Annotated in this window: 12 protein-coding genes; 4 read left to right on the top strand and 8 right to left on the bottom strand. The window is 37.2% G+C overall.

What is annotated here, in order from left to right; translation table 11 throughout:
• Nucleotides 1–4: 4 nt before the first annotated feature.
• Nucleotides 5–592: an LON peptidase substrate-binding domain-containing protein gene (locus tag JR347_RS10195; RefSeq protein ID WP_205720501.1), complete on the bottom strand. Its 588-nt coding sequence runs from the start codon at nucleotides 590–592 to the stop codon at nucleotides 5–7.
• 111 nt (nucleotides 593–703) lie between these two features.
• Between JR347_RS10195 and JR347_RS10190 the strand changes: the two genes are divergently transcribed.
• Nucleotides 704–1,135: a response regulator gene (locus tag JR347_RS10190; RefSeq protein WP_205720500.1), complete on the top strand. Its 432-nt coding sequence runs from the start codon at nucleotides 704–706 to the stop codon at nucleotides 1,133–1,135.
• Here JR347_RS10190 and JR347_RS10185 read toward each other — a convergent pair.
• On the bottom strand, nucleotides 1,132–1,665 hold the full coding sequence (locus JR347_RS10185) for an adenine phosphoribosyltransferase (protein ID WP_205720499.1): 534 nt from the start codon (nucleotides 1,663–1,665) through the stop codon (nucleotides 1,132–1,134). The genes JR347_RS10190 and JR347_RS10185 overlap by 4 nt on opposite strands.
• Nucleotides 1,666–1,680: 15 nt before the next feature.
• Between JR347_RS10185 and JR347_RS10180 the strand changes: the two genes are divergently transcribed.
• Both JR347_RS10180 and JR347_RS10175 read left to right on the top strand, forming a co-directional pair.
• The gene (locus JR347_RS10180; protein WP_205720498.1) at nucleotides 1,681–2,082 is read left to right on the top strand and encodes an OsmC family protein; all 402 of its coding nucleotides are present in this window, start codon (nucleotides 1,681–1,683) and stop codon (nucleotides 2,080–2,082) included.
• A gap of 20 nt (nucleotides 2,083–2,102) precedes the next feature.
• Nucleotides 2,103–2,456, top strand: a complete 354-nt coding sequence (locus tag JR347_RS10175) for a DUF202 domain-containing protein (RefSeq protein ID WP_205720497.1) — start codon at nucleotides 2,103–2,105, stop codon at nucleotides 2,454–2,456.
• On the opposite strand, the gene JR347_RS10170 is transcribed toward JR347_RS10175, so the two are convergent.
• The 3 genes from JR347_RS10170 to JR347_RS10160 all read right to left on the bottom strand — a co-directional run bounded on the left by JR347_RS10170 (nucleotide 2,422) and on the right by JR347_RS10160 (nucleotide 6,596).
• Nucleotides 2,422–4,206 carry an SLC13 family permease gene (locus JR347_RS10170; protein ID WP_205720496.1) on the bottom strand — a complete coding sequence of 595 codons (1,785 nt, stop codon included), beginning with the start codon at nucleotides 4,204–4,206 and terminating at the stop codon, nucleotides 2,422–2,424. The genes JR347_RS10175 and JR347_RS10170 overlap by 35 nt on opposite strands.
• Before the next feature lie 61 nt (nucleotides 4,207–4,267).
• Nucleotides 4,268–5,497 (bottom strand): imidazolonepropionase, encoded by a 1,230-nt coding sequence (hutI, locus tag JR347_RS10165; protein WP_235689633.1) that lies wholly within the window; start codon nucleotides 5,495–5,497, stop codon nucleotides 4,268–4,270.
• 64 nt (nucleotides 5,498–5,561) lie between these two features.
• Complete coding sequence (locus JR347_RS10160; protein ID WP_205720495.1) at nucleotides 5,562–6,596, bottom strand: hypothetical protein; 1,035 nt, start codon at nucleotides 6,594–6,596, stop codon at nucleotides 5,562–5,564.
• 213 nt (nucleotides 6,597–6,809) lie between these two features.
• Between JR347_RS10160 and JR347_RS10155 the strand changes: the two genes are divergently transcribed.
• A complete protein-coding gene (locus JR347_RS10155) occupies nucleotides 6,810–7,940 on the top strand; it encodes a DUF3667 domain-containing protein (protein WP_205720494.1) in 1,131 nt (376 codons plus the stop codon).
• Here JR347_RS10155 and hemL read toward each other — a convergent pair.
• Genes hemL through guaA form a run of 3 tightly spaced genes read right to left on the bottom strand, consistent with a single transcriptional unit; the run spans nucleotide 7,937 to nucleotide 12,495 of the window.
• Nucleotides 7,937–9,223, bottom strand: coding sequence for a glutamate-1-semialdehyde 2,1-aminomutase (gene hemL, locus JR347_RS10150; RefSeq protein WP_205723881.1), 1,287 nt, complete (start codon nucleotides 9,221–9,223; stop codon nucleotides 7,937–7,939). The genes JR347_RS10155 and hemL overlap by 4 nt on opposite strands.
• Complete coding sequence (locus JR347_RS10145; protein WP_205720493.1) at nucleotides 9,204–10,952, bottom strand: ABC transporter substrate-binding protein; 1,749 nt, start codon at nucleotides 10,950–10,952, stop codon at nucleotides 9,204–9,206. The genes hemL and JR347_RS10145 overlap by 20 nt, the downstream gene beginning before the upstream one ends.
• A 13-nt stretch (nucleotides 10,953–10,965) precedes the next feature.
• The gene (gene guaA / locus JR347_RS10140; protein WP_205720492.1) at nucleotides 10,966–12,495 is read right to left on the bottom strand and encodes a glutamine-hydrolyzing GMP synthase; all 1,530 of its coding nucleotides are present in this window, start codon (nucleotides 12,493–12,495) and stop codon (nucleotides 10,966–10,968) included.
• Nucleotides 12,496–12,512 lie beyond the last annotated feature (17 nt).

Below are 12,512 nucleotides of genomic sequence, written 5' to 3'. Positions count from 1 at the left end.
TTTATTAGTTCAGCGTAAAGCTGTTTTTGTACTTTCGCTCCTGTTCCAGAATGTATTTATCAAACCGAAGCCTTTCCTTCAGGAATCTTTCCTTCTTCTCTTTCGCTATTAGCCTTAAATACTTGAGCCTATCAGAATTCTCAAGATTTAATGAATTAGCAATGTCGTGTATCGTCACTGCAGAATCGTAACTACTTTCAGCCACTTCCTGATATTCACGGTATGCATTTTTTAATTCATCACTCGCGTAATCACTTGAAGGTGCATCAATGGTAATGATTCTACCGCCCGCATACTGCTTATCCTTAAAGTGTTTATAATATTTATCCAGAATAAAAGTGCCATTGCATTTAACCACTATATCCGACTCGCCAGTTGAATATCTTTTTAAGATACTTTCCAGTTTTACCAACGCCCCTACTCTATCTGCATTAATTGGTGCGGCATAGAGTATCCCAAACTCAATATCTTCGGACTCCATATCCTGCAAAAGCTGGCGGTATCTAGGTTCAAAAATATGTAGAGGGATTAGTTCAGTTGGTAAAGGCAATATATTCAATGGAAATATCGGTATTATCCTTTCTTCACTCATATACGTATAAACATATTTGATCTGATTAATGTTGCGATTAATTTATATTGCTCTTTCCGAATATTTTATTTACTTTAATTTTTTCGTGATTATTTATTAAATAAAATCAGTTTGACTCTGGATGTAATCGATAAAAAATCGTTAAAAGTGGTGTTGATAGATGATGACGATATCTCAAGTTTCATCTACAGAAAAATCATTGAGAAATCGGGTGTGAGAAGTGATCACGTTAAGACCTTTCTCAAAGGTGAAGATGGATTAAACTATTTATCCAACATATTATCTGACACTGAAGAATTTCCTGATCTTATTTTATTAGACATTAACATGCCCGTTATGGATGGTTGGGGATTCTTAGAAGCATATGGCGAAAAAATATGGCCTAATCTGGAAAAAAGAGTAGTACTGTGTATGCTCTCCTCAAGTGTTTATCAGGAAGATATTAAAAGAGCTTACAGCTTTACACACGTAAACGATTATGTTTCTAAACCACTAACAACCAACACATTAGAAAAATTATTAGCGAAGCATTTCGGAGATTAATATTGAACCAACGAATTAATTTTAGTAGTATAATTCTTTAGAACATCTTTACCATTCAAGAAAGTCAGGTCAATTAAGAAAGAAAAACTCTGAACTTTCGCCCCTAATTGCTCCACTAAAGCGCCAGCCGCAGCCGCGGTACCACCTGTAGCGAGCAAGTCATCATGAATTAGTACATTCCAATTGTTTTGTAGGGCATCTACATGTATCTCCATTGATGCACTCCCATATTCCAGATCATAGGAATGTTTCAGAGTTCTAAAAGGCAGTTTACCCGATTTTCTAACAGGCACAAAAGGAATATTTAATTCGTATGCCAGTAACATCCCAAACAAAAACCCCCGGGATTCAACACCTACAATTGCGTCAAGGTTTTCATCCTTGTATCTGCTCAGTAGTTCTTCTGTTATATCTCGGCACAATTTGGAATCACTTAATACGGGAGTAATGTCTTTAAAAGTAATACCGGGCTTAGGGAAGTTCTCTACATCCCGTATTTTAGCTTTAAGTTTTTCAGATAGTGAGTTCAAAACCGAATAAGTAAAATGAAAATTACAACTACATATAACAGCGATTACGAATATACCTCTAGTACAGAAGAAGGCCAAAAAGTTAAAATTGACATGAAGGACAAAGGGAAAACTGACATGTCGCCAATGCAATTAGTGCTTAGCGCTTTATCAGGCTGTGTGGCTGTAGAAGTTGCTTTAATGATTCAGAAGAGGCGTAAGAAATTAGTCGATTTACGAATTGAGGCCGAGGGTACCCGAAGAAACGAAACACCAAAAGGCTTTACAGATATTCATTTGAAATTCATTCTGGTATCACCCGATGCTACTGTGGAGGAATTGGAAAAAGTAACTAAACTCGGTTTAGAAAACTATTGCTCTGTGGGCAATTCACTAAAGGCTAATGTAACATTTGACTGCGCTATTGAAAGACCGTAACTTAAAAGAAAGTTATAGTTATGAGGAAATTCAAAAGATTTACAAGCAACTACAGTATCAAGGAGAAGATTATTTTAAGAGATTTTCTAGCTCTGGAGCGCACTACTTTGGCCAACGAAAGAACATTTTTCGCCTACATAAGAGCTGGGATTTACTTATCACTAGCAGGTATAGCCATCCTTAAGCTGAAGAATTTTGAATCAATTACCTGGCTTGGAACTGTACTATTTGGAATTAGTGCCTTCTTTTTTGTTTTTGGCATTGTAAGATATCAGCTATTACAAAAAAAATTGAACAAGTTCTATGATTTGCTGGATGAAGAAAAAATGCTGAAGGAACTTAAAAAGAATAAATTAAAGGAATCAGAAGACTAGAAAGTATCCAGAATAATAAGTTTAGCCCACCTCCTACTCTAATAAAATCTGAGAATTTATAATTACCAGCACTGTAAATCATGGTATTAGTTTGATAACCAATTGGAGTCATAAAACTAGCGCTACCAGCAAAAGCTATTGTAAGTAACAATGGAGTTGGGCTAACATCCAAAGTACTCGCCACTGATATTGCTATCGGCACCATTAAAGCAGCAGAAGCATGATTGCTCATTGTTTCAGTTAATAAAGATGTTAAGAGATAAAACATAGAAACCATAATTACCGGCCCACTATAAACACTTAGTAAAGTAATTAATCCATCCCCTAACAAGTCTGCTAACCCGCTGCTTATCATAGCCTTACCAAGACATAGCGAACCAGCCAGCATAAAAATTACTTTCCAATCGATTGATCGGTAGGCGTCTGTCATGGTAATTACACCTAACAAGTTAAGTACAACTACACCACCGAGTGCTGCAATAACAATTGGCAGAATACCGAAGGATGCCAGTATGATGACAGATGCGATAACTGCCGACACTAACAGCAATTTCCCTTTATTTATTTTTTCTACTATCTGCTCTCTCAATGATATGAAAGGAGCATTTTCAAACTCCTGATCGGCTTGGATCAATTCATGGCCTTTATCATTGGTGAGCAATACTAGTACATCACCTGATTTTAGTTTAATATTTTTCAGGTCCTCAAACTTCCGTTTACCCCTATGACGAATTGCGATTATGGAAGAGTTGTAGCGTTTTAAAAAGTTTACTTTAGACAACCTTTTACCGATCAATTCCGAATTGGGCAGCAATACAATTTCCATCAGCCTTGTCTGTTCGTCAGGGAATTCACTATCCTCGAAAGAGTCAGATATTTTTAAAAAATCGTTTTTTACAAGCTGATGTATTTTTTTAAAGTCTCCTTCTATAATAAACACATCATCACTGGCAATTTGATGATCTGGTTTTACTTTGCTTTTTGATCCACCGGCTTGCTTCAATGCTCTCACTTCAATGCCATCAGAATTAAAAAGACTCTCCACGGATTTTTTTTCTTCTTCTGATTTTGCTGTCATCTTTACTTCAGCTAAGAATGCCTTCGCGCCTTCTTGTTCATGCAGATAATCTCTTGAAATTCTATCAGGCAGAATTTTTTTACCTACAAGTATTAAATAAATAGACCCCGCTACTAATAATATTATGCCTAGTGGAGCCATTTGAAATAAAGTAAATGCTTCATGGCCTTCCTGTACGGCCATTCCACTCACTAATAGATTAGTACTAGTTCCAATAAGTGTGCAACAACCACCAAAAATTGATACATAAGATAATACCATTAAATACCTTGATGGTGACTCACTGATTTTTCTTGAGGCATTAGTAACTACAGGAATAAATGTGGCAACTATAGGTGTATTGTTTACAAAGGCAGAAGTACCCCCAATAAAAAAGGCTAAACTAGAAACCGATGCGATATAACCTTTCTTTAAAAGCCCAACAACCATAGGTGCCAGGTATTCTATAACCTTAGTTTTAACCAACGCATGGCTTAAAATAAACATTGCCATTACGGTTAACGTGGCTTCATTTGAAAAGCCATTTAGTCCGTCCTCCACAGTAATTACCCCTGTAGAAACCAGAATAACTATGGCACTTAACGCTACCAGATCTATTGAAAAGTACTCTTTAACAAAGAGGAAGATGGTGAGCGAGATAACTAATATGGTTATGATAATGTCATAAGTCATACTACTAAAGCTAGCAAATATTAATTGGTTTAAAGACTTAAACCATTATTGTATACTTTAATTAAACAAGCTTACCATTTAAGATTACTGTTTCCACAACATCACTCCCAAATGAGTATGGAATGAAAGCATAGGATGGAATTTCTTTAGTTATAAAGAGATTAGCTGGCTTGCCCTTCGTTATGGTTCCGTGAGTATCTCCTACTTCCATAGCATAGGCTGTATTTATAGTGGCTGCATTAATAGCTTCCTCTGGGGTCATCTTCATTCTTATACATGCTAAAGACAACATGAACTGCATTTTACCGCATGGTGCACTGCCAGGATTGTAATCTGTAGCTAGTGCCAATGGCAAACCAGCATTTAACATATCTCTTGCAGGCGGATAAGTAGTGCCCAAATAAAATGCCGCCCCTGGTAATAAAGTAGGCATAACATCAGTGCCTTTTAATACATCAATAGCTTGCTGATCCATTGCCTCCAAATGATCAACACTTATGGCCTTGGTTTTTACGCCCACCTGAACACCTCCACTAATACTCAATTGGTTGGCATGTATTTTTGGTTTGAGTCCGTATTTCTTGCCAGCCTCCATTACTTTTTCTGTTTCTTCTGGCGAGAAAAATCCTTTCTCGCAAAAGGCATCAATGTAATCGGCTAATTTCTCCTCTGCCACGGCAGGTATCATCTCATTGATAACTGAATCGAGATATTTTTCTTTCGTAGTTTCCTTTGGTACGGCATGAGCTCCAAGAAAAGTGGTTTTAACAGTCAAAGGAGTTTCTTCACCAATCCTCTTCGCTACACGCAGCATCTTAAGTTCATCTTTAGTAGTAAGACCATAACCGCTCTTTATTTCAACAGCACCTGTACCGTAGGATATAATTTCATTAGCCCTCACCAAAGTTCTCTCAAATAATTCATCTTCAGATGTATTTTGAAGCTTGCGTGCTGAGTTAAGTATGCCGCCACCTTTGGCTGCTATTTCTTCATAGGACATACCTTTTATTTTATAAACAAACTCCTCCTCTCTGGTAGCAGCAAAAACAAGATGCGTGTGGGAATCTACAAAAGAAGGAAAGACAAACTTACCACTTGCATCAATTACATTATCCGCAGAATAATCAGGAAGATTGTCCATAGAACCGTAATCGGCAATAAGTCCATCTTTAACCAGCAAGAAGGAATTTTCGATTACTGGTAATTGAGCCATATCTGCCCCTGCTATCCATTTTGGCTTATCTTCTCTTACCTGAACCAGTCCTTTTATATTCTTTATGAGCATATCCATAGAACAAAAATAAAAAAGGCTAACATCTATGTTAGCCTCTTATTAATTTCTTTAACTAAATTGATTACTTACCAAACGCTTCCACCTTGTAATCAAGGTTAGTACTGTATATCGGGAAACTTATTTTTACCAACGCATAGAAACCTCTTCCTTTCAAACCTGGTCTCATACCAACCTCACCACCATAACCCCAGGAAAGTGTTCTGTTAAATTTCCCATCCATTCCTAATCTGAAACCAATAATACTGGTTTCTAATTCTTCTGAAGAATATGTAACTCCATTGTAAATGATATCATCTACACTTAAAGCGGGAGCAACAATAATGTCAAGGAAAGCTGTGAAAATTAAATCGTCAACTCCCTCCTGATACTTGTTGTCAAAATCTACAGCTACGTTTTTAATCCAGGTCATGGACCCACCAACATACACTCCGCCTACAGCCATGTTACTAAAAACCGAAATATCCTGCTCGAGTCCGTTTTCATCTGTTATAGTACTTGGTAAAACTGCACCATCTTCTGCTACTAAAACATCTGTTGTAAGATCTTGTGCCTCCAGTGCACGTCCAATATCTACTGCGGTATCAAAGTATAATCCACCTAAGCGTGCACCATAGATTTTCCTCACTTTACATGGTATTTCAACATTTAGAGGAACACGTGCAGCCCACTTATCTCCCTTGTAGCTTTTTCTGTATAAAAACATTTTGGTGCTTGAGCTCTCGTCAAAGTCCTTAACATGGTAAGTAGCCCCTAATTCAAAGTAATTAAATACATTGGGTTGGTTATCTACATTACTGTTTTTGTCAGCAATATCTCTGGTAAGATCAAATTTCTGAGTATACGTTTTACGAGCATGAACTCTAAAGTCCATCTTATCTGCCATATAATAAGAAACCTCAAGCCCAAACCCGGCATTTACGTTGGTTACAAATAACTCACCATAAAGTGGTTGAAACTGTACGAATAGTTTATTTATAGCATAAGGCTCATCATATAACTCCTCGTATGTAACTGGATTTTTGTCAGCCCTACTCTGAGCAAGCGCATTGCTGAAACAAAACAGGCAAATGATTAAAAAATAGTGTTGATACTTCACGGCCTCAAATTTAAAAAATGCAATCCAAGAAACTTAGATTGTAACGTTCTAAAGTATAAAAATAATAAAAATTGCATTACAACAATATTTCATGTACTAAAGATGCCATAATTTCATCATTTAGATCATTTATAAGTGTATAATTCAAGGATTAATGCTTAATTCACAGATTAGGTCACCGAAAACATTCATTCTTTTGGTTCACCACATCAAATGAAGATTAGGAGAAAAACGAATAACTGCCTGAATTGTGGAGCTAGCCTTGACAGCATCTACAACTATTGTCCAAAATGTGGGCAAGAAAACAACGATAGCAATGTGTCCTTCAGAACATTGCTAGGCGATTTCTTTAATACCTATCTGGCAATTGATTCGCGCTTTGCTAAATCTATTAAACCCTTTTTAATTAAACCGGGCTGGCTTACCAATAAATATATTGAGGGCAAAAGGGTGAGCTATGCTCACCCGGTAAGATTATACCTGATTATCAGTATTTTTTATTTTTTCATTGTTTCTCAAGTAGGTCAGAATATTATAATGGATGAAGATAAGGCCGTAATTGAGACCAACACAAAGAAAGAGATATCCTCATCTGACAGCTTGGAGCTGGCAAAACTGGGCTTAACACCTGATTCACTCGAGAGGCTCAGAAATACAGAGAATTACAAAAAAAATACTGGTTCTGCTGACACAATCAAGAACCAAAAGGAAGATGCTACATCAAAAGGTAAAAAGAAGAGTTCTGGAAAAAGTTTAATAAAAATTGAAAGTGGCAATGATGAGTTTATTCTGGATCGAATGGATTTCGACCTCATTGACAAGTATAAGTACAATAAAGATGTAAGTAATAACCAGCTATTTGATTCATTAAAGCTCCAAGAATTAACATTTTGGGAAGAACTTATTGCAAGGCAGTCAATTCGGGTAGTAAGGTCGGATCAGGAAGTAGTGGCTGGCTTTATCTTAAAAAACTTGCCTTTAATGATGTTGATTTTAATTCCATTGTTCGCCCTGATTTTAAAAATACTTTATATCAGGCAAAAAGGTCAGTTATACATAAAGCATATCATTCACGCTTTGCACCTACATACCTTTGCGTATTTTTTCTATGGCCTAAGTCTTATTCTTATTTTTATGATTATTGAAAACGAAGACTACAGGGTTTTACCATTTGCACTAAGCTTTATAGTGGTAACACTCTATGCCCTAATTTCCTTTAAACGAGTGTATATGCAGAAATGGCCCAAAACTATATTTAAGTTTTGGATGACCGGGGTTATTTACTTTGTTTTTATCATCTTCTTCTTCGTTGCCGAAATGGTTATTTCTCTTTTGATCTATTAGACTACTTTAAGAGAACGTTCGTTTGCCGATACAATTTGACCTACAATATCAGCCGTAATTGAAGTTGATATAAACAATGTTTCGAACTGGGATGGTGCCAGGTATATTCCGTTATTAAGCATCTGTCTAAAATACTTTCCAAATAATTGAGTATCGCAAGACTTAGCCTCTTCAAAGTTGGTCACCTTTTTATTAGTAAAGAATAAGCTAATCATTGAGCCAATTCTATTAATAGTATAAGGCTTTCCTAACTTTTTTAATGTATCCTGATACCCTTTTTCAATATCTTCAGTCGCCTTGGCAATTTGAGAGTATACCTCTGGGTGATCATTTAGGTAATTAAGCATGGCTAATCCTGCAGCCATAGCAATCGGGTTCCCGGAAAGAGTGCCTGCCTGATACACTGGGCCTGATGGTGAAACAAAATCCATGATCTCTTTCTTACCACCGTATGCACCTACGGGCATGCCGCCACCTATAATCTTACCTAAAGTAGTCATATCAGGCTTTACATTAAATACTTCTTGTGCTCCTCCTTTTGCTAATCTAAAGCCGGTCATTACTTCATCGAAAATGAGTACAATGCCGTTTTCATCACAAAGTTTTCTTAAACCCTCTAAAAATCCTTCTTTAGGAAGCACACAGCCCATATTACCGGCCACTGGCTCCAAAATAATCGCTGCCACTTGATCTTTATTTTGCTCCAGTAGTTTTACAACCGACTCAAGATTATTATATGGCGCTGTTAATGTATCATTGGCCGTTCCCTGTGTAACTCCAGGGCTATCAGGAGAGCCCATGGTAGCAACTCCACTACCAGCTGCAATCAGAAATGAATCTCCATGACCGTGATAACAACCTTCGAATTTGATGATTTTGTTTCTTCCTGTATATCCACGGGCCAATCGAACAGCAGACATGGTAGCCTCGGTACCACTGTTTACCATTCTCACTTTTTCAATAGAAGGCACCATTTGAGTAATCAACTCAGCCATTTCTACCTCTGCCTTTGTAGGTGCGCCAAAAGAAAATGAATTGGATAATGATTTTTGAACAGCCTCTTCAATCAACTCATTAGCATGACCCAAAATCATCGGTCCCCATGAGTTGATCAGCTCAATGTACTTATTCCCATCTTCATCATAAAGGTGTGCTCCCTTTGCCGATTTAATAAAAAGTGGATCTCCTCCAACTGCCTTAAAAGCTCTTACGGGAGAATTTACTCCACCTGGTATTGAATTATTTGCTCGCTCAAAAAGTGACTTACTTTTTTCTATTTTCATCATCCGCTAAAATCATTTTTATCTGTCCCTCATCAAACTGAAGTAAAGGCAGCACCAAATTATCGTTAGAGTTGGTGTAGTTAAAACCAGCCGTTAGGTGACCTTTTACAAAACCTTCATCTCTCCAGCCTAACTGAAAATATTTACCATGTTTATCTAATCCCCTACCCATAAGCTGCATTAGCTCATAACCTATTTCCGCATACTTACCAGGAATTTCTTTATGTCTCTTAATGTATTGTGTTCGAAAGGCCTGATATTCCGGACTGTCTTCTTGATTATAATTTGGGGCGTACAACATACAACCTAACTTAAAATAAGTGTCATATTTTATTACAGGAAGATTCAACCATTCTGAAGAACCGATAACTACTATGGAATCGCCTCTGGTTTCTACAGCACTCAACACTTTAGAGGAGATCAAATCATTACTAGATGCAACAAAGATATGACCTATGCTATCGAGTTTAATTTCATATTCTTCTTTAGCTTCTTCACTGGATGCATCTCTCAACTTGGCATCAGGAATTAAGAGCATATCTAAAATCAATCTGGAATTATCTTTTTTTATTTTTTTCGTTCTAATGATTTGTATGCTATCCGCAAGTATGCGCTGTTTGTAGGCAAATGCCATGGCAGAGTCATTAGGGTTGTCTTCATAGAGAATTATGCCTGGTTTATGTTTTACATTTTTACTCACAAATTCTGCACTTAAACGGCCCACTGTTTCGTTACTTGGAAAGTATAAAAACGCAAAAGGGTTCTGACCAATGACATCCGAGTTAGATGAAAGTGGGTTGATGACATTGATCTTATTTTTATAAGCAAACTCATTAACTACGGCTATTGGCTCAGAAAACAACGGGCCGATAATCAAGTCCATACCCTTTAGTTCTGGCTTAGACACAATTTCCTTTGTTACACGCTTGCTTCTTTTTGTATCATAAGCATGTAATTCAATATTGATTTTTTCTGTTTTGAGAGTATCTGCCGCAAGCTTAATGCCCTGATATAAGTCCAGTACAAACTGATTAACCTTTCTTTTAAGATTCGGCTCTAAATCTGAAGTCATGAAAGGCAGTAATACCGCCACTTTGTATGAATCTTTATAAACCGTTTTTTCTACTTCAATAGCATTGAATTCAGAAGGGTCAAAATCAAATTGTTCTATTATCTCTCGTAATAACTTCTGATCCTGGTTAACAAGGGTTTCCTGAGAAATTCTCTTAGCTAATAAGTAGCCGAGCTGCCTGTCTTCTTTATTAGCTTTAAAAAGGGACTTGAGTTCATCAATGGTCTCTATTTTTGAAAAGAAGTTATATTTTAAACCTTTCACATCTTCTTTCACCTGAGGGTCTTCAATCTCTGAAAGAACATTTAGACCTTGATTATATGATTCTTCTTCAAAGTAGATTAAACCCAACCAATAATTGACTTCATCATTTCTGCTCCATTTCGGATACTTCGATTTAATCTGGAGCAACATATCCTTGCTGAGCGGCTTGTAACCGTTGTTATAAGCAGACAGTGCATAATAGAACGAAGAATATGAGCTAAAAGCGTTTTCTTCTCCTTCAATTAAAGGTTTGAATGCCTCCATCGCCAAAGCGTACTTTCCATTATTATAGAAATCTTTGGCATTAAGATATTGTTGCTGCCAACTCGTACTTTGTGCTGCAACAAATTGTGAAAATATAAGCCCGACAAGTAGTGTGTAGATAAACTTCATTTAATCTGATTGATTACTCCCATTCTATAGTGGCTGGTGGTTTTGAACTAATATCATATACCACACGATTTACACCTTTTACTCCATTAATAATATCATTTGAAATATCTGCAAGAAACTCATAAGGCAGGTGACACCAATCAGCCGTCATTCCATCTACACTTGTTACAGCCCTTAGGCTTACCACCTGTTCATAGGTTCTTTCATCTCCCATTACACCCACAGAGTTAATTGGAAGAAGAATGGCTCCTGCCTGCCAAACATCATCGTATAATCCAGCTTTTTTAAGGCCATTGATGAATAGGTGATCTACCTCTTGCAAGATTCTAACTTTCTCAGCTGTAATGTCACCTAAAATTCTAATTCCTAAGCCAGGTCCTGGAAATGGGTGCCTACCTAATATCGTATCATCAATTTCAAGCGTTTTACCCACAAGCCTTACTTCATCTTTAAACAAAGTATTTAGTGGCTCCACTACCTTTAATTTCATAAAATCGGGCAGCCCGCCTACATTGTGGTGCGATTTGATAGTTGCTGAAGGCCCTTTTACAGAAACAGACTCAATAACATCAGGATAAATAGTACCCTGACCAAGCCATTTAACGCCATCAATTTTATGTGACTCATCATCAAATACTTCTATAAATACACGGCCTATGGCCTTTCTCTTTGCTTCCGGATCAGTGATATCTTTCAAAGCGTCATAAAACTTCTGTTTTGCATCTACGCCTTTTACATTTAAGCCCATGTGTTTGTAAGAGTCTAGCACATCTTCAAACTCATTCTTTCTTAAAAGGCCATTATCTACGAAAATACAGTACAGATTTTTACCAATAGCCTGATGAATAAGTGTAGCGGCAACAGAAGAATCCACACCCCCAGACAAGCCCATCACTACCTTATCATTACCTAGTTTGGCCTTTAATTCTTCCACTGTAGATTCCACAAAAATGTCCGGAGTCCAATCTTGTGCACAACCAGCAATATGAACAACAAAATTTCGTAATAGCTCTTTCCCTTGTGCTGAGTGTGTTACTTCCGGGTGAAACTGAATACCATAAGTTTCTTCTCCTTCAACCTTAAAAGCAGCTACTTCTACAGAAGGTGTGCTGGCAATAACTTTAAAGTTTTCAGGAAGCTCTGCAATGGTATCGCTGTGCGACATCCACACAACAGAATCAATGGCAATTTCCTTCATTAGCTCATTGTGCTGGTCCAGCTTGGCTAATTTAGCACGACCGTACTCTCTGATTTTGGAAGGCAAAACCTTTCCGCCACCCTTTTGAGCCATTAGTTGCGCTCCGTAGCAAACACCTAACAGAGGAACTTTATTTTTGAATAATGTAAGGTCTACATCAGGTGCATCGTCCTGTCTAACAGAACACGGACTACCAGATAGAATGACTCCCTTAACATCATCTGTTAATTCAGGAATATTATTATATGGATGAATTTCGCAGTAAACATTAAGCTCTCTAACCCTACGAGCGATCAGTTGGGTATATTGTGAGCCAAAATCAAGGATAAGTATTTGCTCTGCCATGCTGCAAAAATAGTATG

Origin of the sequence: Fulvivirga lutea, from assembly GCF_017068455.1 — a bacterium.
In the GTDB taxonomy this organism is placed as follows: Bacteria; Bacteroidota; Bacteroidia; order Cytophagales; family Cyclobacteriaceae; genus Fulvivirga; species Fulvivirga lutea.
Note: the sequence above shows the minus strand (reverse complement) of the source record. Positions and strands in the feature narration are given on the sequence as shown.